The following is a 20,007-nucleotide window of genomic DNA, read 5'->3' as shown; positions in this document are numbered from 1 at the left end:
GTATTGGCAGTTTTATAATTATTTTAGTGAGCTTTTTGCCTTGTTCAGGACAGTGTTGACGGCCCGCAAAGCAAACATCGAGTTTTTACTCTAATCCAGCATCATCCCATAATTGCTTTATTTGTACAATTGTTCGCTGAATCATCCATTTTTATAATCACTATAACAGCAGAAAATTTCAGCTGACCAGCAAAAACTGCTCTATCTGCTCAGCCAGCACTGCCACCTCTGTCATATGACAGTGATGCCCACCAGCCACGTCAATCACCTCAAGCCTGGCATAGCAAGGAGCAAAACGTTGCCTGGCCTGTTGCATCAGCGCCATCCCCTCTTTGGCCATCAACGCAACCACAGGGCACTCGATGGCACGCAACAGCTGGTCGGCCTGCTCTGGCAGTAGCCGATACATGGAGGATTCCCGCAGCCGCAAGTCGGAACGCCAGCGGTACCCATCAGCAAGCCGTTCAGTTCCCCGCTCTGCCAGCAAAACCGCACTTGTGAGGTCTAAATCGCCTTGCTGCAGGCGGGCCTTTGCAGCAGCGGCCAGATCCGGATACAGTGGCTTTTGTTTACGCTCACTTTGCCAGCGGCTTTGGCTGGCGCTGCGCAGTTGCTGCACCACCTGGCTGGCATCTCCCACCACCAGCCCAATCGCATCAATCAGGATGAGCTGTTTCACCAGTTCAGGATGCACAGCGGCCAGCACAGAGGCGATCATGCCTCCCATTGAATGGCCTATCAAAGTGACCGGCCCCCACTGCTGCTGGCGCAACAGACCGGCCACCTCATGCACGTAGTCGAGAAAGTGGTAACTGGCGTCCGGGCTTCTGTGCGACGACCAGCCGTGGCCAGGCAGATCCAGCGCCAATAAAGAATAAGAAGGAAGTTGCTGCGCCAAAGGCGCAAAGCTGTTGGCATTGTCCAACCAGCCATGCAGACAGAGAGCGTCAGGTTGTGCTTTCGGAGCAGATTGCCAGGCGGCCAGCGTCAGGCCACCGGGTAACAGATACCGATGTTGCAGCAATGGCGCACCACCGGTCATTTTATTGCAATGTGGGTTTAACAAATTTCAGCGTCATCCTGTCGCTTTCACCTATGGCCAGGTATTTGCTGCGATCGACCAGCCCCATAGCCAAGGTAGGCGGCAAGGCATAGACCCCTTTCGGGTGGTCTTTGGTATCTTTTGGGTTGGCATTGATTTCTGACTGAGCCACCAGCTGAAAGCCAGCCAGCTCGGCCACATGAATCACATAGGACTCATCCAGATAGCCTTCAACTGCTGAGCTGGAGATCTCCGAAACTTTGCTGGCTCGGTGATCCACCAGGCCAAAAACCCCACCGGGTTTAAGCACATCAAACACAGCCCGGAACACATCCAGCAGGTACCCCTGCTCATTCCAAATGTGGCTGTTGCGGAAAGACAGCACCATGTCATAGTGGTTGACTGGTCCCATATACATATAAGCTGGCGGGTCAAACTCCAGCTGTTGTACGGGCCCAAAATGGGAGGCATTTTGGGCCAGGTGCTGGTTCAGCTTCTCGGTAATACGGCTCCAGAAAATCTTGCGATCATCGGTCATACTGCCATCGTCACTGCGAAAGGTTGCCAGAGTCAGCTTGCCCTGACCTTTCAGATAAGGCGCCAGAATTTCGGTGTACCAGCCTCGGGCAGGCCATATTTCCAGCACCTTCATATCAGGCCGTAAACCAAAAAAACTTAAGGTTTCTACCGGATGACGGTAAGGATCCCTGGCTCTGTCTTCCGCACTGCGGATTGGGTGTTCAACCCATTGCTGCAAATCAGCAGACTGCGGTGTTGCCGCAGTCGCCATTGATGCAGTGAACTGAAAAAGGCAAACAAAACTAAGGCTGTACTTTATTCCTGTTATTATCGACATGAACCGGACCTTGTGTGGTTGTAGTTTGTTTTGTGATGGTTTTCACCCGGATACCAGGCCCATAAAGGCCCCAATAAGGGTAAGGGCGGTAATAAGGCCATGGATCCACATACTCAATACGGGTGTCCTGCAATTTAGGCCAGACGTACACTTTCGCTTCTTTGATCACCGGATACAGATACTCATATTCATCCACCTTGCCTTGTTCCTTGCGGCTCAGCTCCCCCAATACAGTGACTGACTTGCCCTGCTGATACACCATAGGGTCAAGGAAACCTTTGACATAAGCAACGAAACGGCCTTGTGTTTGATCCGAAACCTGAGGACGGCCATTGGAACCAGAGGGAAAATACACCACCTCCAGGCGGGTACTGTCTTTCTGATTGCTAACCTGCGCAATGACACCGCTCCAGCGTGCTGTGCCAAAATCGGTACCAGCCTGAACTGCTGTATCGTAATTCACTAAGGCCACGTTATCGGCGATCCGGACCTGCTCCGGGTAACTGGCACAACCCACCATCACCACCAAACTTAACAGAATGGTAACAGATTGTTTTATCATGATAATTTTTACCTCTTGGCGTGATACTACTTAGATATCCAGCAGGTGCGTTAGTTCCGTTTTACTCTATGCGAAGGGCGCATCCGGTGCAAGCTCCGGCTGCACTTTCGCTTTTCCGGGCTTTCGTCTGAGCCAGGCACCCGCTGGGCGTGTTTATCATTTTGTCAAACAAGCTTAGTACTTTAAGATGAACGCTCGCTGAGCCTCCCCTTGCCTGAATACGGGTAATTTGTCGAAAAAGGTCAAAAGATGTTAAAGAAAACCGCATTAATGGTCTGTGCAGCACTGTCCGCCGCACCAGCACTGGCTGCACCAAAAAATATCATTTATATGATTGGAGACGGTATGGGCCCGGCTTACCTGTCGGCATACAGGTACTATATGGATGACCCGGCCACCAAAGCTGTGGAACGCACCATATTCGATGAACTCTGGGTTGGTGTGGCCACCACTTACCCAGATGACGACACTGTTGTCACCGACTCCGCCGCGGCAGCCACCGCGCTGGCCACCACCCATAAAACCTATAACGGTGCTATTTCCGTCGATCATCAGCACAATCATCTGACGACCATGCTGGAAATTGCCAAAGCCAAAGGCAAAATCACCGGGGTTGTAGCGACAGCCCAGATTAACCATGCCACCCCTGCCAGTTTTATTGCTCATGACCCGGCACGCCGAAATTATGACGCCATCGCCGACGACTTTTTTGATAACAGAGTCAATGGCAAAGCTGTAGCCGACCTGATGCTGGGCGGCGGCACCCAGTACTTTATCCGCAAAGACCGCAACCTGGTTGAGCAGTTTAAAGCCGAAGGCTACCAGTATGCTGATGGCTGGGACGGATTACGTCAGCTGACGAAGTTACCCGCCATGGCCTTGCTGGCACCGGAAGGTTTTGTCAGCACCATCGACAACCCGGAACCGGCTCCACTGAAGCAAATGACCGAAAAAGCGCTGCAGCTGATGACGGGCAGCGACCAAGGCTTTGTGGTGATGATTGAAGGCAGTCAGATTGACTGGTGTGGCCATGCCAACGACGTGGCCTGTGCCATGGCTGAAATGCACGATTTTGCCGAGTCCATCAAAGTGGCAAAAGCTTATGTCGACAGTCACCCGGATACCCTGCTGGTGATCACGGCCGACCATGAAACCGGTGGTTTGTCTTTGGGGGCCAATGGCCAGTACGCCTGGAAACGGGACGTCATTAAACAGGTGAAGCATAGCGGCGACTATATTGCCGGTCAGCTGCTGCCTTTAAAAGATGCCTCCACTTTGTATCAGGCCTGGCTGAGCTTTACATCATTGCCGCTGTCCGCCGACGAGCAACAGTTGCTGGTGACCGCCCGTGCCCAAGGGCACAAGGCGCTGGCCAAAGCGGTGAAACAGCGGATTGATCACCACTCACTAACCGGCTGGACCAGTGGCGCCCACACCGCCATTGACGTGCCTGTGCTGGCTTACGGTACTGACAAAGCTGCCTTTGCCGGTTTTCAGGACAACACCGAGATTGCAGCCAAATTGATTGCGTTTATTCAGCAGTCAAACTGAGGGGTTAAGCGAACAAATCCACACTGAAGAGTTGTTGGATTTGTTCGCGTTTTTCCTGATCCTCCAGGCTCTGGTAGAGCTGCAGTGCCTGACGGTTTTTATTGGTGGGCTGGTCATAACTGGTACGGCGTTTTTCCTGTTGCTCGTCCAGCAGGCTGATCACCTGAGCGCTGGTTTTAACACCACTGCCTTCAGGCAACACCACTTTTTCTGCAGCAGTTTTGACAGGGACCGGCAACGACGCCAGCCCCTGGAACACCTGGGCCACATTCGGGTTCTGTGGAATGTCACGACTGACAGTCACACTCATAACTACGGATCCGCCTGTTTAATTCAATTCAGTCTTTACCGGCCCGGCAATTTTTGCCAGGTGACTTCGTCCCGCACATAAGTCGGCTCTGCCCGTTCAGCGGCAAAAAATTGCCCCAAACGGCAAGCCATTGCCGCATGCGGCAACATATCCTGTGCCGAAGGGTACAGAATTGTTGGGCTGTGCAGCACGACAGAAAATTCTTCTTCACCTGAATTGCCAGTTTTGTGCCAGTCTGTCAGCTCCGCCAGATAGGTTTGCCAGCCGGTGCCTACAGCACAGACTGGACCTTTGAGTACAGGAGCGGGTAACAAGGCCGGTTGGCAGGCGATCTCTTCGGTGATGGCCTGCATCAGACCAAAATCGTCCAGTGAAAAACTGGCGAGATAAACTTCGCTCATGCGCGCATCAATAGCCGCCACCACCTGATGCGCCTGGTGTTGCCGCTGTGCGGCCTGCGCCATCGCAGTCAGGGTGGAAACCCCAAACACAGGTATATCCGCACCAAACGCCAGCCCCTGGGCCACCCCCACCCCAATACGCACACCGGTAAAGCTGCCCGGGCCTTTGCCAAACACCAGGCCATCCAACTGCTGCAGACTGATACCTGCGTCGCTCAGCAGTTGCTGAACCATCGGCAATACCCGTTTACTGTGTTGCTGCGGACAGACTTCATCCAGCGTCAGCAGTTGATCATTCAGTTGTAACGCCACTGAACAGGCTTCAGTGGACGTATCTAAGGCCAGTAATTTCACCAGCGCTCCTTAATCTTGTAGTTGCTGCAGAAATTCTACCGCAGAGTGTAGATCCCGGCTACGGCGCATTGGCGGTAAACTTTTTAAAAACACCGCGCCATAAGGCTTGGTCACCAGCCTGTTATCGCCAATCACCAGCACGCCCTGGTCAGACACATCCCGAATTAAGCGACCCACCCCTTGCTTTAAGGTGATGACGGCCTGAGGTAACTGCACCAGCGCAAAAGGGTCCTGCCCTTTGAGCTGGCAGTCTTCATGCCGGGCCTGCAATAACGGGTCGTCGGGCGAGGCAAAAGGCAATTTATCGATGATCACGCAGCTTAAGGTGTCGCCACGCACATCCACCCCCTCCCAGAAGCTGCCGGTGCCAAGCAATACGGCATGGCGGGTTTCAACAAACTGCTCCAGCAATAACCTTTTGCTGGTACTGCCCTGCACCAGCACTGGCAGGCTTAAATGGTGTGGCAGCTCATTCGCCATCCATTGCAGCATTCGGTGGCTGGTAAACAGAAAAAAGCAGCGGCCCCTGTTAGCTTCAATCAAAGGCACCGCCATTTTCAGCAGCGCCTGACCAAAACGTGGGTCGCTGGGTTCAGGTAAATAACGTGGCACCAGCAACATAGCCTGCCGCTGGTAATCAAAAGGGCTGTCAAGTAATAAAGTGGCGGCGGTTTGCAGGCCCATTTGCGCTGTGTAGTGAGCAAAGCCGTTGTCAACCGATAAGGTGGCAGAGGTAAAGATCCAGGCGCGTTTTTGGCCAAACACCAGCTCATTAAATTTATCAGCAATACTGAGCGGCGTTAAATGCAGGCTTAAGTGCTGCCGGCTGGTTTCATACCAAAAGCTGACGCCGGTTTTTTGCACATCCTGTAGTTTTTCCAGCTGGTTTTTACTCTGGGTCAGCCGCTCAAACACATGATCCACCACCTCATTGCGGCCCAAGCTGCTTTTCAGCACCTGATACAACATACCCATGGCGTCAGCAACCCGGGTCAGTGCCAGCTGCACTTCAGGCCGCCGACAGGCTTCCCGCCAATTACCACGCTGGGGTTCATCCGGCCAGAGCAGCCGTAAGTCACGGGTCAGCATCGCCAGTTTGTCAGCTGTTTTGCTCAGTTGCGGATGATCACGCAGCTGGGTTTTGCAGACCAAATCCAGCTCCTTGCAGAGATCCAGCACAGTGCGGGTGGACAGCGACTCACCAAAGTATTCAGACGCAATATCGGGAATCTGGTGAGCTTCATCAAAAATCACCACGTCCATTTGTGGCAGCAGTTCACCAAAGCCAGTGTCTTTCAGGGCCATATCGGCAAAAAACAAGTGATGGTTGACCACCACTAAATCGGCCTGCTGCGCCTTTTTACGCGCTTTCAGCAAATGACAATCGTCGAAACTCGGACAATCTTTGCCCAGGCAGTTGTCTGTGGTGCTGGTGACCAGTGGCAAGGCTTTTGAATCTTCCGCTATGTAGGTCAGCTCGCCAATATCACCGCTTTGGGTTTCCACCGACCACTTTTTAATCAGCGCCAAATCATTCAGCACCGCAGGCTCCATGCTGGGGGCATGGCCATAATGCTGCTCCAGCCGGAACAGGCACAGGTAGTTCGAACGGCCTTTGAGCAGGCTGGTCTGCACTGGCACCGCCAGCGCTTTTTGCACTGTGGGTAAATCGCGAAAATACAGCTGCTCCTGCAGGTTTTTGGTCCCAGTGGACAAAATCACCTTTTTGCCGGACAGCAGTGCAGGCACCAGATAAGCAAAGGTTTTACCTGTGCCTGTGCCTGCCTCCACCACTAAAGCTGAGCCCTGTTCTATGGCGGTGCTGACGGCCAACGCCATTTGCTTTTGCGGCTCGCGGGCGCGAAAGCCTGCAATGGTTTTGGATAATGCCCCCTGTTCGGCAAAAGCGGAGCCAACGCGCTGATGAATCATCCGCGACAGCCTTGTGGCATGAAAACTGTGAAATGGTACAAATCCGGCAACCTGCTCTGATAACAAGCCGCCATTATGCCTTTGTCAGACAAAAATATCTAAATGACCGTCGGCGTCGGTATGCTGGTCTGCTTCAGGGGTGGTGTGTGGTGTTACAGCTGGCTGAGGCGGGGTTTCAGACCTGGCCTGGCCATGCTGTTTTTTTTGTTGTTCCTTTAAAAGAATCAGAAAGCGCTTTTCATTTCTGTCATACGCACTGATCCGGGCGTCTTTAAAAACCGGCGTGATCATAGGTCCACCCGGCGACGTCGGTGTGCCAGGCGGGCGCTGTAAATACGGAAACAAAATGTCCATGCGAGCCTCCTTTTTCCTGTTATCGGCAGAGCACCAGACAACTTTATCTATACAAGCTGACCAAATAACAAGCAACACCACTGACTTTTTTGTGGTGTTAAGTTTGACACTTGCTAAACAAAAGAATTCATAAACCACACAAATATAAATACAATCAAATGCTTAATGTAAAAACCCTGGTTTTATCCGCAAAAAAAACAGCAAACTTTTTGCTTGCCTGTGCTACACAAATCCGTTAGCTTGTATACAACCTAAGCAGGAGATACCTATGAACTTGTTCAACAGCTGGCACCATCATCACCATCATTTATCCGACTAGCCAGTCCTTGTTGACCATGGAGGCTAGTGTGTACTTGGCCTTCGATGGGAACTCTGCACCAAATGCAAACCAAAACCCCGGGGCCAGAACCCCGGGGTTTTGGTTTTTAACGCTTTAGAGAAACAGACGAGACAGCATATGACTATAGACGGCAAAAGATTACGCATCGCCATTCAGAAATCCGGCCGCTTATCGCAGGACTCCCAGGCCCTGCTGACCAGTTGTGGCCTGAAAATCAATTTGCGGGAACAGCGCCTGATCGCCCATGTCGAGAATATGGACATTGATTTGCTGCGGGTGCGGGATGATGACATCCCCGGTCTGGTAATGGATGGCGTCTGTGATTTGGGTATTGTCGGTGAAAACGTACTGGAAGAACTGTCGCTGCAGCGCCAGATTGACAACGAAGCCTACGATTACCAGGTACTGAGCCGGCTGGACTTTGGAGGCTGCCGTTTATCCATTGCGGTCCCGCAGGAAGAAAACTACCAGTCCGTCAGAGATTTGGAAGGCCGCACCATCGCCACCACCTACCCTCGCCTGCTCAACCGTTACCTGAAACAACATGGCGTCAATGCGCGGGTTGTCACCTTAAAAGGCTCAGTGGAAGTGGCGCCACGTGCCGGTTTGGCCAGTGCCATCTGCGATTTAGTCTCTACCGGTGCCACGCTCGAAGCCAATGGCCTGAAAGAAGTGGAAGTGATTTACCGCTCCAAAGCCGTGCTGATCCAGCGCCGAGATCTGGATGAAAAGAACAAACTCAATATCATTAACAAGCTGATGCCACGTATCGCCGGTGTGATGCAAGCCAATGAAAGCAAGTACATTATGCTGCACGCACCACGGGCTCAGCTTGACCAGGTGATTGCGCTGTTACCCGGCGCGGAAAACCCAACCCTGCTGCCACTGGCAGGCAATGACGCCATGGTTGCCATCCACGTGGTCAGCAGTGAAACCCTGTTTTGGGAAACCATGGAAAAGCTCAAGGCCCTTGGCGCCAGCTCCATTCTGGTGCTGCCTATTGAAAAGATGATGGAGTAAGGTCATGCAGATCCAACGCTGGCCACAGGATGCAAAAGCACAGCAAGAGTTGCTGGCACGGCCGCTGCAACAACAATCGCAGGTGCTGACGGAAGCGGTGCGGGGCATAATTCAGGCCGTTAAAGCCGAAGGGGATGCCGCACTGCGCCGTTTCAGCCTGGAATTTGACCGGGTGGCTGACAACCCGCTGCGGTTATCCAACGAGCGGCAGCAGCAGCTGATTGCCGGTTTATCGGATGAACTCAAACAAGCCATTCAAACGGCGTATGGCAATATCCGCCGTTTTCACGCCGCCCAGTTGCCGCAGGATATTGAACTGGACACCCAACCCGGCGTGACCTGCCAGCTGAAATACCAGGCCATTGCCAGCGTCGGCTTGTATGTACCAGGCGGCAGCGCGCCGCTGCCTTCGACGGTATTAATGCTGGGTATTCCAGCACAACTGGCCGGTTGCTCCCGAGTGGTGCTGGTCACGCCGCCAGGTCAGCCGAAAGCCGGTGATATTGCCGCTGAAATTGTCTATGCAGCGTCGCTCTGCGGCATCAGCGAAATTTACACCTTAGGCGGCGCTCAGGCCATTGCCGCTTTAGCCTATGGCACTGACACTATTGCGCCTGTCGATAAAATTTTTGGCCCCGGCAACCGTTATGTCACCGAAGCCAAACAACAGGTCAGTCAGGATGCCCGCGGCGCTGCCATCGATATGCCAGCGGGCCCCTCTGAGGTGCTGGTGATTGCCGATGAGAGCGCCAACCCGGTCTTTGTTGCCGCCGATTTATTGTCTCAGGCCGAACATGGCCCGGATTCGCAGGTGGTACTGGTCAGCCCATCTGAAGCCTTGCTGGATGCCGTGGTGGTGGAGCTGGAGCGTCAAACCACACTCTTACCCCGTGGCGCTATTGCAGAGAAAGCCCTTGCCAACAGCCGGCTGATTTTAACGGCGGATCTCGCCACAGCTGTGCAGGTCAGTAATGTGTATGCACCTGAGCACCTGATTATTCAAACCCGTGATGACGACCGACTGCTGGGCAAGCTGACCAACGCTGCCAGTATATTTGTCGGGCCTTTTACGCCTGAATCGGCCGGAGACTACGCCAGCGGCACCAACCATGTGTTACCCACTTACGGCTACAGCCGCAATCACAGCAGTTTGAGCCTGGCCGATTTTTATCGCCGTTATACAGTGCAAAAACTCAGTGCCGAAGGTATGCGGGCTTTGGGCCCGACCATTGTCAGACTGGCGAAGGCCGAGGGTCTGGATGCTCACGCCAATGCCGTATTGTTCCGTTTAGATGTATTAAAAAACCAGGCCAGCCAAGAGGATGTTCCGGCATGAGTATCAGTGAATTAGCCCGCGATAAAGTCAAAAACCTGGTGCCTTATGCTTCCGCCAGGCTCAGCATGAGCGGCGGCTCGGTCTGGCTCAATGCCAATGAAAATGCGCTGAGTACCCAGTATCAGCTGAGTGGTGACTACAACAGATACCCGGATTGCCAGCCGCCCGCCTTAATTCAGGCTTATGCCACTTATGCCGGAGTGCCTGCCAACATGGTGCTGACCAGCCGCGGTGCCGATGAAGGCATTGAGCTGTTGATCAAAAGCTTTTGTGAACCCGGTAAAGACAGAGTCACCATTTGCCCGCCCACTTACGGCATGTACAAAATCAGTGCTCACAGCCAGGATGTGGAGGTCAATACAGTGCCACTGACGGCCGAGCTGACGCTGGACCTGCCAGCGCTCTTTGCCGCGCCCGCCACCAAGCTGGTATTTATCTGCAGCCCGAATAACCCGACTGGCGATCTTATTCCGCGTCAGCAAATTATTGAAGTGTTGGAGTTTTTTGCCGGTAAAGCCCTGGTGGTTTTGGACGAAGCTTATATCGAGTTTGCGCCTGAAGCTTCTGTGGTGAATTTACTGGCCGACTACCCGCACCTGGTGATCCTGCGTACTTTATCCAAAGCCTTTGCGTTGGCCGGCCTGCGCTGTGGCTTTACTCTGGCGCAGCCGCCTGTGATTGCCGCACTGAAACAGATGATAGCGCCCTACCCTGTGCCGGCGCCTGTCGCAGACATTGCGGTGCAGGCACTGTCCAAAGAAGGCCAGCAGCAGATGCGCAGCAGAGTACAGACCATCTTGCGAGAACGCGACCATTTCAGTCGCTTCGCTGCCGATTTGCCTTATGTCAGTCAGGTGTACAGCACAGCCGCCAACTATGTGCTGCTCAGCGTGCCAGACGCCGCTGCTGTGGTCAGTGCCATTGCCGCCAAAGGCATTTTAATTCGCAACCAGTCCAGCCAGCTTGGCCTGGGCCAGGTAGTTCGGGTGTCCATTGGCAGCCCGGCCGAGATGCAACAGTTAAAAGCCGTAATGGCTGACCTGTCGTTTTCCTGAAAAATTGACCAGCTGAGGTTTGAAATGACCGCTTTGCCTATTTTATTTATCGACCGTGACGGCACTATGGTGGAAGAACCCCCCATCGACAAACAACTGGATAGCCTGGAAAAACTGGCCTACGAGCCGGATTTAGTACCCAGCCTGCTGAAGTTGCAGGCCGCCGGTTACCGCCTGGTGATGGTGACCAATCAGGATGGCCTGGGCACCGCCAGCTTCCCGCGCGCCAGCTTTGATGCGCCACAGAACAAACTGATGCAGTTGCTGAACTCTCAGGGCATTCGCTTTGACGACATTCTGATTTGCCCGCATTTTGAGCACGACCACTGCAGCTGCCGCAAACCCAAGCTGGGCCTGGTAAAAGATTACCTGCAACAGGGCAAAATCGATTTTACCAATTCCTTTGTGATTGGCGACCGCCAGACTGACGTGCAGCTGGCAGAGAATATGGGCCTGCGCAGTTTCCGTTATGAGCGCGAAACCTTAGGCTGGAACGCCATTACTCAGGCCTTGCTAAGCAAAGGCCGCAGCGCCAGCGTCAGCCGGGTGACCCGCGAAACCGACATTCAGGTGACGGTGGATTTAGACCAGAGCGGACCGAACCAGATCAACACAGGGGTCGGCTTCTTTGACCATATGCTGGACCAGATTGCCACTCATGGCGGCTTCCTGCTCAAGCTCAGGGTGCAAGGCGATTTGCATATTGATGACCACCACAGTGTGGAAGACGCAGCTTTGGCGCTGGGTCAGGCGCTGAAACAGGCGCTTGGCAATAAAAAAGGTATTCAGCGCTTTGGTTTTGTATTGCCAATGGACGAATGCCGCGCTGAATGTGTGCTGGATTTATCCGGCAGGCCGCTGCTGAAATTTGACGCTGAGTTGGGCCAGGGCCAGGTTGGTAGCCTGAACCTGGACATGGTGCCACACTTTTTCAGAAGCTTAAGTGACGCCATGCTGATGACTTTGCACCTGTCGGTCAGCCCTGGCAACAAACACCATATGGTGGAAGGTTTGTTTAAAGCCTTTGGCCGCGCCTTGGGTCAGGCCATAAAAGTCAGTGGCGATGCACTGCCCAGCAGTAAAGGAGTGCTTTGATGAGCCTGGTGATTGTCGATACCGGCTGCGCCAATATCAGCTCGGTCTATTGCGCTTTCAAACGCCTCGGCGTGGAGGCCAAAGTCAGCCGTGAGCTGACCGACATTAAAAACGCCGGCAAGCTGCTGCTGCCCGGTGTAGGTGCGGCCCGTCAGGCGATGAGCAATTTGCAGCAACGGGATTTAATCGACACTTTAAAAGCCGCGCCACAGCCATTGCTTGGCATTTGCTTAGGTATGCAGCTTTTGACCGACCACAGCGAAGAAGGCGATGTCGACTGTTTAGGCATTCTGCCAGGTGAGGTTAAACGCATGCAGGTCGGAGCTTTGCGCCTGCCGCATATGGGCTGGAATACGCTGACAACAACCGAAAACGGCGCCAGTCACCCGCTACTCGAAGGCATTGGCGCCCAGGATTATGTCTACTTTGTGCATAGCTTTGCGGTGGCCCCTTCGGCCATTACGCTGGCCAGTTGCGACTATGGCCAGCCCTTTGCTGCCGTGATTGGTCAGGGCAATAAATTTGGCGCCCAGTTTCACCCGGAACGCTCCGGCAAAGTGGGCGCGCAACTGCTGCAAAATTTTTTAAGCCTGAAAGGCGATTGAGGACAGTGTGTGATTATTCCTGCAATTGATTTGATTCACGGTAAAACAGTGCGGCTCTATCAGGGCAGTTACGACCAGACGACTGAATATAGCCAAAGCCCGCTGCAGTTACGGGATTTGTACGCCGAAGCAGGCGCAGGCCTGCTGCATTTGGTGGATTTAACAGGCGCTAAAAATGCCGCCGACCGCCAGTTGCCGCTGCTAAAACAACTGATGCAAAACGCGCCTTTGCCGGTTCAGGTCGGTGGTGGCGTGCGTTCTGAAGCCGACGTGGAGCAACTGCTCGAAGCCGGTGCTTCGCGGGTCGTGGTCGGTAGTGTCGCTATTCGCCAGCCGGAACTGGTCAGTGACTGGTTACGCCAGTACGGCGGTGAGCGTATTGTGCTGGCGCTGGACGTGGTCATTCGCGCCGATGGCGCCAAAACCCTGCCCAGTCACGGCTGGATTGAACAAAGCGAGCTCACACTGGAGCAGTTATTGGACTGCTACTTAAGCTCTGGTGCCCGCCATGTGCTCTGTACCGATATCAGCAAAGATGGCACCCTGCAAGGCCCAAACCTGGCCTTGTACAGCGAAGTGGCGGCCCGTTATCCGCACATTGTCTGGCAGGCCTCTGGCGGTGTCGGCGCTTTGTCAGATATCAGCGCCTTGAAGCCAACAGGGGTCGGCGGCGTGATTTTAGGCCGGGCCTTGCTGGAAGGTAAATTCACTGTGCAGGAGGCCATTCAATGCTGGCAAGACGCATAATTCCTTGTTTGGATGTACGGGATGGCAAAGTGGTGAAAGGCGTGCAGTTTCGCAACCACGAAATTATTGGCGATATAGTGCCGCTCGCCCAAGCCTACGCCGAACAAGGCGCCGACGAGCTGGTGTTTTACGACATTACCGCCTCCAGCGATGGCCGCACTGTCGACAAAAGCTGGGTGCGCCGTATTGCTGAAGTGATCGACATCCCCTTTTGTGTCGCCGGCGGTATTAAATCGGTGGCCGACGCAGGCCTGATTTTAGAAATGGGTGCTGACAAAATTTCGGTCAACAGCCCGGCGCTGGCCCGGCCACAGCTGATCAGCGAGCTGGAACACAGCTTTGGTCAGCAATGTGTGGTGGTCGGCATTGACAGCTTTTTTGACCAACACAGCGGCCAGTATCAGGTGTATCAGTTTACCGGCGATGAAAGCCGCACCCAGAAAACCAGCTGGTTAACCCTGGACTGGGTGAGAGAGGTGCAGCAGTTAGGCGCCGGTGAAATTGTGCTTAACTGCATGAACCAGGACGGGGTGCGCCAGGGCTATGACATTGCCCAGCTCAAAGCGGTGCGGGAGATTTGTACTGTGCCGCTGATAGCCAGCGGTGGCGCCGGTGCTATGACGCATTTTGCAGAGGTTTTTCAACAAGCCGATGTGGACGGCGCTTTGGCGGCGTCGGTGTTTCACAAAGGGGTGATCGCCATTCCTGAACTTAAACAGTATTTGCTGGCACAGCAGTTGGAGATCCGGCCATGAAACTGAGCTTAGAGAATTTAGATCAACTGGATTTTGCCAAAGGCGACGGCCTGCTGCCGGTCATAGTGCAGCATGCCCGCTCCGGCAAAATTCTGATGCAAGGTTATGCCAACCGTGAGGCGCTGGAAAAAAGCCTGCAAACTGGTGCTGTCACCTTTTTCAGCCGCAGTAAAAACCGGCTCTGGACCAAAGGCGAAAGCTCAGGCCACACCCTGAAGCTGCACAGCCTCTGTGCCGACTGTGACCTCGACAGCATACTGGCATTGGCGCTGCCACAAGGCCCCACTTGCCACACTGGCAGTGAAACCTGCTGGTTTGACACCGACGCCAACAGCCCCAGCCTGAGTTTTATTGATGAGCTGGAGCAAGTGATCCACAGCCGCTACGGCGCCGACCCCAGCACCAGCTATACCGCCAGTTTATTTGCCAAAGGCGTGAAACGCATTGCGCAAAAAGTGGGGGAAGAAGGGGTAGAAACGGCACTGGCTGCCACTGTGGGTGACAAAGAAGAGCTGAAAAACGAAGCCGCCGATCTGTTGTACCACCTGCTGGTGTTATTACGCAGCCAGGACCTGGCGCTGGATGATGTGGTGCAGGTGTTAAAACAGCGGCATAAATAGCCGCTGTTTTAAGCTAATGAATTAATTGAACTACTTTTATGCTTAGAGAAACATCCTACACTCGTCCGATATCGCTTGTGCAAAAGTATCTGGGCATATGTTGTCAACATCCCCCACAATTGAAGTGCAAAGAACTTCCGCCAAATCTAGCGAATCAGAGAGTATAATTCCATGGTTTTTAGCTTCATCCGCCGTACCAGTTTGGAATCCTGAATGTGCAATAATCCAACCAACTATTGGTCCTCGTGATTCAGAGAACCACGACGGAATATGTTTTCTAACTCTATCACTACGATGCCTAACATTTTGTAATGTACTAATAAACTGATCCAGCCGGTCAACTTGAACTGGCGCTTTATATTTCTTACATTGACCAACGATTCGAACTTCTGACCCTATGGCAGAAAAAATATGGGACGCATTTTTTACCGAAATCGTCGCAAAAAAATCAATCCCACCTTCATTCCCAGGCGGGGTCAATTTGACTTTAATACTTCCAATTTTTGAACATACAACACAAGAAAGAGCCTCATACTCACGTTCAGTCAAGGAATCTATTTGATTTAACGTGGAGGGCCTTAACGAGACGAGCTTCCCAAGCTTTTTATTGCTTTGACATGAAGAAGATAACAAATCGTAAGTTATTGAAGAAAAAGAATAACCACCGTTATCCGCGAAGGTGAAAAATGGAACAATCCCTCTCGAGGATTGTAAGTCAATTTCTTTGGTTATCCAATTCCAATATCTTCTTATATTTGCATCCGCAAAAGATTCAGCATCTAATTTAGACTTCCCTAATTTACGCTCCGCGAGTGAACTTAACACCGCCCTAAAGTCTACATTATTTCTTATATTTTCTCTCAGTAAGGCGGCTAACAATAATTTTTTTTCACTCATAATTATGCAGGTGTGGTGATGTCATTTATTGCATCTTTTAGCTTTCTTAATTCTTCAAGAATTTCGCCACGCGTACTTTGATTCATCATAGCTTTATAAGGTACATTTCCAATGCATTTTACACAAAGTTCGACAGCATTAAAAAGGTCTAATACAGGGTCTGCTTTTTTCTTGTTTTCTTCTTCATACTGCCGAGTTAACAGATGAGAATAACAAGCTTCTAGCTCGACCCCATTACGAAACTGCTCAAACAATTCTTTAGTATTGACAAGTAAGGTTGAAAGTTGTCTTAGATCATCTCGCCTCGCTAGACGACGGTTTCCAAAATTCCCTTTTTTTGATCCGCCATTGTCGGCATCATCTTTCGGTCTTGGGTATAACCAAGAAATAAATTCATCAAAATTTAATTTATCGGTAAATTCGTAGGCGTTTTCATCCCAACCTAACCACTCACGGATTGGCGCTGAGCTCCTACCAAACAACTCTTGGAAATATGGATAAGAATTTTCATCTACTTCATTGATGTAGTCAGAAGACTGACGGGCTTGATGGAAAGCACTATATCCTCTAACCCATTGCCCTGCTCCATGCGGGGTTAGCCCAAAACGCTTACCAACTTCTGTTAAACTGAGATTGTCTTTCTCCATCTGTTCCACCAGGAGCTTAGCCTTATTGAAAGCAGACCATTCAACTACACCTGAAATGTGCCGAAGCCCCTGAAAAACCCAAGCAGCGTCATCATCCGTCCCTGTGTATTGAAGGCAAGGGATAAGTGCAAGTGATTCCAATACAGCAGGAGAAACATTCGAACCATCCATGGCTATGGAACCAATAAGTTTCGCCGCACATATTCGACGGTTACCTTCTAAAACAACATACTTCCCTTCAGCAAATTTCTTAACAATCACTCGGTCAATTGGAAGAAATCCGTTAACCTCCATGCTCATTCTTAACTTTTCAACATCGAAGTCTGCTAACAACCGCCGCTGCGCTACCTCCTGAATATCATCCTTATCCCATTGTTCCATTGGAATATACGTCCAATCTGCAACAGTAAATCGAGGATTATTCGGATCAAGAAATATTTGGTTTAGGGGGATGTCTTCAGGGGTTAAAGATTGATGTAACGGAGTAATCGAAGTATTCATATAATTTCCATTGCCTAATGACTAAATCATTCATACTTACACTTAATTTGCATGATACACCAACAAAACATTTTTTCGGAGTCCTTTTCAGAACAGCTAAACTGAGAGCTTAAATCACATTCCAACCTTGCAATCGTTAGTCGATAATGCTCTACATTATTTGTGGCATAGTCATTTAGGATATGTAAAATTACCTAGCTTCATCCAAACCCCCTTGAGCAGCCCTAAGGCAATTGCCTACAATAACGCACTTTTTTTAACTGACAGGCCAACGCCATGAACGATACTGTAGCCCGCCCGGATTTACCGGACCGCCTTTCTGTCCACCCACGCAGCCCACATTACAATGCCGCTGTTTTTGAACATGATATTGGCATTCGCTTAAACGGCAAAGAACGCTTTGATGTGGAAGAGTACTGCATCAGTGAAGGCTGGGTCAAAGTGCCGGCCGGCAAAGCGGTGGACCGCCGTGGCAATGCACTGCTGATCAGCATTAAAGGCACAGTCGAGGCCTACTACCGCTGAACATGATTCAGGCAGGCTGCCTGACAGCCTGCTTTACCTGCCCTGTTGCAGTCTTTTTTTTCCGTCACTGCGTTACTTCACTTTTTGCAGCTATGCTGAAATTATCTTTTCCTTTCAAGCATAGTGAATGCCTTTTATGAGCTCTGGGGTTGTCACCTTTTGCGCCGCTGTCGTTTTCCTCTGTAGCCCCGCCTTTGCTGATTCAAGTCCATGCAGCCTGACCGTTCCTGTCACTGAGCAACCGCATCAGAGCACAACGACTGAGCCCAGCCGCTGGTTTGCGCTACAGCAGGAATTGCTCCAGTTGCTGGCTGAAAGTGCTGATTGCAGTATTCAACTTATCAAGGTGCCCTGGGCCCGTGGATTGTTGATGTTGCAAGAGGGCGAGCTGGATTTGGTGATGACCTTATCCAAAACACCGGAGCGCGAAACCTATGCCGATTTTATTGGCAGCCACTATATGGAAGAAATGGTGCTGGTACTGCGGCGGGATTATCAACCCCTGGTCAGAACACTGAATGACCTGTTGCAGCTGCCTGGTAAAATCGCCGTACTACGCGACGGATTTTATGGCGAAGATTATCGGCAATTAAGGCAAAATCCCGCTTTTGAACGCAAACTGCAACTGGCGCAAACCATCAGCCATCAACTGGCGTTTCTGCAACATCAACGAGTGCTTGGCATCATTGGTGAAAAAGCCCAATACGAGCGATGGGCCAGCAGCCATCCAGAACAGGCGGCTGACTATGTTGAACAGCTGCTGGTCAACCGCAACCCAGTGTATTTTGCGGCCAGCCGCAAAGCGCTGAGCCAGCAACAACGTGATCACCTGCGGCAAAGTTGGGCCAAAGTTTATGGCTCAAGTGCCCATAAAGCCATTTTGCAAAAATATGGCTGGAGTACGGTGCTGCAATAAGTCTCAGATCTTACTTGCCAAACTCAGGTTAAGACAGCTACGCTGCCCCCGTTACAAAAAAGTTAAAAATCATTATTTCCCATCACACCGCGGATAAGGAATTTTATGAAAAAGTCGCTAGTCACAGCACTGATAGTAGTGTGTTGTTGGTCCTCTCAGACGATGGCTGCAGGTTTAGGCCTGGTAGGAGATGTCAGCGTCAGCGGTATGTTCAGCCCAGAAGTACAAGAATTTAAAATTAAACAGGTTCATCCCGGCTCTTTGGCCGAAAAAGCCGGATTGCTTGCAGGACAGCGTATTGTCTCTATTGATGACTGCAAAATCCCTGGCTGTCCAGCCGACAAAGCACGCAAATTGATGAAAAAATCTGCTGGTGAAACACTGCAGCTGCAGGTCACCAATCCTGATGGGACGGAGCAACTGGTCAGCATCCTCTTCGAATAAGACAGCTCAGGCGTGCCAACGCCCGCCCGAGCGGCCTTTGCCACCGGTCAGTTGTACGTGAGCTTCAGCGATTTAATATCCACCCACTGGGCCTGACCTTTGAGTAAATCGCCAGCCGGGTCCGTCATCCGTTGGTCGACAAAGGTGTTCGGTATCAAAGTTCCCGACTCAGGCAGCACATCAACATGTTCTGCGTCGCTCCACTTCCAGGGGCCATCGGCATAACCTGGCAGAACAGTAGTTTCCGGCTGCGAGTATCGGATAAAAGCCTGAGCTCTTACTGGCGTGTCCTCGGATAACCTCATCAGCGCCGCATGTTGTGGGACTTGCGCAACAAAGGTCAAGGTGTTGCCCTGTTGCTGCAGACCTATAGCCATGGTTGAAAAGAGACTAGTGGACAATAGACGACCCGTGCCATTTTCAGGAATGTTGGTCCAAATCTGAGCCCCTAAATCGACCAGTGGCAACGAATGATTGGCCGGGAAAAACTGTGGATTGTTAAAATGCAGGATCTGGAAAGCAATATCGCCCTCATCGGTTTTGCCATTTTTATTCAGGTCGAACGAAATCGCGTAGTTGTATTCAATTTGGCTAAGTTGCGAAGCAGTTCTGTTGATAGTGACTGAAGGAGGTAAATAAGCCAATTCCAGCTCCGCTTTCACAGTGGTCAGATTTTGCGGATTGGCGCAGCCCGGTGTCGGCCAAAAGCTTTGCAGCGCAGGCAGTTCCAGCTCGTCTTTGCCTTCTTTGAGTTTCAGCGCCGCGCCAGCCAGGCTGAACGACGTTGTACTTTGCTCGCCTGTGGTCACGTCTTTACTGGTTACCGAATTGGCCGTGCTGGCCACCACATTAAAAAAGTCCGCTTCGTAACAACCCTTGCTGTCATCAAACACATAAGTGCTGATACTGCTTTGGGAAACCATGACTACTGCCAGTCCGTCGATACCCCACACCCCGGTATAAGCCACTGATAACGGCGCTGGCACGTCCTCGGTACCGTCGCCAGAACCACCGCCACAGCCAGCCAACGCCAAAGCGAACACCGACACATATCCATATTTCATCAAACAACTCCTTATTTACAAAGGTATAACAATACCGTACACCCCCCCCAAATTGAAAACAAATTGCGAGACTACCCG

General features: G+C 51.8%; 22 protein-coding genes. 12 read left to right on the top strand and 10 right to left on the bottom strand.

Annotation, left to right across the window (positions count from 1 at the left end; genetic code table 11):
- Positions 1-178: 178 nt before the first annotated feature.
- The 3 genes from WKJ04_RS13335 to WKJ04_RS13325 form a co-directional block, all read right to left on the bottom strand.
- Positions 179-1,066 carry an alpha/beta hydrolase gene (locus WKJ04_RS13335; protein ID WP_337880857.1) on the bottom strand — a complete coding sequence of 296 codons (888 nt, stop codon included), beginning with the start codon at positions 1,064-1,066 and terminating at the stop codon, positions 179-181.
- Positions 1,044-1,799, bottom strand: a complete 756-nt coding sequence (locus WKJ04_RS13330; protein WP_337880856.1) for a methyltransferase — start codon at positions 1,797-1,799, stop codon at positions 1,044-1,046. Before WKJ04_RS13330 ends, WKJ04_RS13335 begins: the two co-directional genes overlap by 23 nt.
- 64 nt (positions 1,800-1,863) lie before the next feature.
- Positions 1,864-2,460 (bottom strand): Slp family lipoprotein, encoded by a 597-nt coding sequence (locus tag WKJ04_RS13325; protein ID WP_337840618.1) that lies wholly within the window; start codon positions 2,458-2,460, stop codon positions 1,864-1,866.
- 249 nt (positions 2,461-2,709) lie between these two features.
- Here WKJ04_RS13325 and WKJ04_RS13320 point away from each other — a divergent pair, with 249 nt between their 5' ends.
- Positions 2,710-4,011, top strand: a complete 1,302-nt coding sequence (locus WKJ04_RS13320) for an alkaline phosphatase (RefSeq protein ID WP_337880855.1) — start codon at positions 2,710-2,712, stop codon at positions 4,009-4,011.
- Positions 4,012-4,015: 4 nt separating this feature from the next.
- Here the strand turns inward: WKJ04_RS13320 and WKJ04_RS13315 are convergent, their stop codons facing one another.
- From WKJ04_RS13315 to WKJ04_RS13300, 4 genes are all read right to left on the bottom strand, one after another.
- The gene (locus tag WKJ04_RS13315) at positions 4,016-4,321 is read right to left on the bottom strand and encodes a hypothetical protein (protein WP_337880854.1); all 306 of its coding nucleotides are present in this window, start codon (positions 4,319-4,321) and stop codon (positions 4,016-4,018) included.
- Between the two features lie 35 nt (positions 4,322-4,356).
- Positions 4,357-5,076: a tRNA (adenosine(37)-N6)-threonylcarbamoyltransferase complex dimerization subunit type 1 TsaB gene (tsaB, locus tag WKJ04_RS13310; protein ID WP_337880853.1), complete on the bottom strand. Its 720-nt coding sequence runs from the start codon at positions 5,074-5,076 to the stop codon at positions 4,357-4,359.
- 9 nt (positions 5,077-5,085) lie between these two features.
- Positions 5,086-7,008, bottom strand: coding sequence for an ATP-dependent DNA helicase (locus tag WKJ04_RS13305; protein ID WP_337880852.1), 1,923 nt, complete (start codon positions 7,006-7,008; stop codon positions 5,086-5,088).
- Between the two features lie 84 nt (positions 7,009-7,092).
- On the bottom strand, positions 7,093-7,440 hold the full coding sequence (locus WKJ04_RS13300) for a hypothetical protein (protein WP_337880851.1): 348 nt from the start codon (positions 7,438-7,440) through the stop codon (positions 7,093-7,095).
- Between the two features lie 379 nt (positions 7,441-7,819).
- Here WKJ04_RS13300 and hisG point away from each other — a divergent pair, with 379 nt between their 5' ends.
- Genes hisG through hisIE form a run of 8 tightly spaced genes read left to right on the top strand, consistent with a single transcriptional unit; the run spans position 7,820 to position 14,935 of the window.
- Entirely contained in the window at positions 7,820-8,722 is a 903-nt protein-coding gene (gene hisG, locus WKJ04_RS13295) for an ATP phosphoribosyltransferase (RefSeq protein WP_337880850.1), read from the top strand.
- Between the two features lie 4 nt (positions 8,723-8,726).
- Positions 8,727-10,058 (top strand): histidinol dehydrogenase, encoded by a 1,332-nt coding sequence (gene hisD / locus WKJ04_RS13290; protein ID WP_337880849.1) that lies wholly within the window; start codon positions 8,727-8,729, stop codon positions 10,056-10,058.
- Positions 10,055-11,113, top strand: coding sequence for a histidinol-phosphate transaminase (gene hisC, locus WKJ04_RS13285; protein ID WP_337880848.1), 1,059 nt, complete (start codon positions 10,055-10,057; stop codon positions 11,111-11,113). The genes hisD and hisC overlap by 4 nt, the downstream gene beginning before the upstream one ends.
- A 24-nt stretch (positions 11,114-11,137) precedes the next feature.
- Positions 11,138-12,208 (top strand): bifunctional histidinol-phosphatase/imidazoleglycerol-phosphate dehydratase HisB, encoded by a 1,071-nt coding sequence (gene hisB, locus WKJ04_RS13280; RefSeq protein WP_337880847.1) that lies wholly within the window; start codon positions 11,138-11,140, stop codon positions 12,206-12,208.
- A complete protein-coding gene (gene hisH, locus WKJ04_RS13275) occupies positions 12,208-12,813 on the top strand; it encodes an imidazole glycerol phosphate synthase subunit HisH (protein ID WP_337880846.1) in 606 nt (201 codons plus the stop codon). The genes hisB and hisH overlap by 1 nt, the downstream gene beginning before the upstream one ends.
- Before the next feature lie 9 nt (positions 12,814-12,822).
- On the top strand, positions 12,823-13,560 hold the full coding sequence (gene hisA / locus WKJ04_RS13270) for a 1-(5-phosphoribosyl)-5-[(5-phosphoribosylamino)methylideneamino]imidazole-4-carboxamide isomerase (protein ID WP_337880845.1): 738 nt from the start codon (positions 12,823-12,825) through the stop codon (positions 13,558-13,560).
- Positions 13,542-14,315 (top strand): imidazole glycerol phosphate synthase subunit HisF, encoded by a 774-nt coding sequence (gene hisF, locus WKJ04_RS13265; protein WP_337880844.1) that lies wholly within the window; start codon positions 13,542-13,544, stop codon positions 14,313-14,315. Before hisA ends, hisF begins: the two co-directional genes overlap by 19 nt.
- Entirely contained in the window at positions 14,312-14,935 is a 624-nt protein-coding gene (gene hisIE, locus WKJ04_RS13260; RefSeq protein ID WP_337880843.1) for a bifunctional phosphoribosyl-AMP cyclohydrolase/phosphoribosyl-ATP diphosphatase HisIE, read from the top strand. Before hisF ends, hisIE begins: the two co-directional genes overlap by 4 nt.
- A 42-nt stretch (positions 14,936-14,977) precedes the next feature.
- On the opposite strand, the gene WKJ04_RS13255 is transcribed toward hisIE, so the two are convergent.
- Together WKJ04_RS13255 and WKJ04_RS13250 are read right to left on the bottom strand one after the other, a co-directional pair.
- The gene (locus WKJ04_RS13255; protein ID WP_337880842.1) at positions 14,978-15,832 is read right to left on the bottom strand and encodes a restriction endonuclease; all 855 of its coding nucleotides are present in this window, start codon (positions 15,830-15,832) and stop codon (positions 14,978-14,980) included.
- 2 nt (positions 15,833-15,834) lie between these two features.
- Positions 15,835-16,980, bottom strand: coding sequence for a ParB/Srx family N-terminal domain-containing protein (locus WKJ04_RS13250; protein WP_337880841.1), 1,146 nt, complete (start codon positions 16,978-16,980; stop codon positions 15,835-15,837).
- A gap of 276 nt (positions 16,981-17,256) precedes the next feature.
- Between WKJ04_RS13250 and WKJ04_RS13245 the strand changes: the two genes are divergently transcribed.
- The 3 genes from WKJ04_RS13245 to WKJ04_RS13235 all read left to right on the top strand — a co-directional run bounded on the left by WKJ04_RS13245 (position 17,257) and on the right by WKJ04_RS13235 (position 18,865).
- Positions 17,257-17,505 carry a DUF3297 family protein gene (locus tag WKJ04_RS13245; RefSeq protein ID WP_337880840.1) on the top strand — a complete coding sequence of 83 codons (249 nt, stop codon included), beginning with the start codon at positions 17,257-17,259 and terminating at the stop codon, positions 17,503-17,505.
- A gap of 136 nt (positions 17,506-17,641) precedes the next feature.
- Positions 17,642-18,421, top strand: a complete 780-nt coding sequence (locus WKJ04_RS13240) for a transporter substrate-binding domain-containing protein (protein WP_337880839.1) — start codon at positions 17,642-17,644, stop codon at positions 18,419-18,421.
- A 105-nt stretch (positions 18,422-18,526) separates the two neighbouring features.
- The gene (locus tag WKJ04_RS13235) at positions 18,527-18,865 is read left to right on the top strand and encodes a PDZ domain-containing protein (RefSeq protein WP_337880838.1); all 339 of its coding nucleotides are present in this window, start codon (positions 18,527-18,529) and stop codon (positions 18,863-18,865) included.
- 47 nt (positions 18,866-18,912) lie between these two features.
- On the opposite strand, the gene WKJ04_RS13230 is transcribed toward WKJ04_RS13235, so the two are convergent.
- Entirely contained in the window at positions 18,913-19,929 is a 1,017-nt protein-coding gene (locus WKJ04_RS13230; protein WP_337880837.1) for a hypothetical protein, read from the bottom strand.
- Positions 19,930-20,007 lie beyond the last annotated feature (78 nt).

It is taken from the genome of Rheinheimera sp., assembly GCF_037442345.1.
GTDB lineage: Bacteria > Pseudomonadota > Gammaproteobacteria > Enterobacterales > Alteromonadaceae > Pararheinheimera.
Note: the sequence above shows the minus strand (reverse complement) of the source record. Positions and strands in the feature narration are given on the sequence as shown.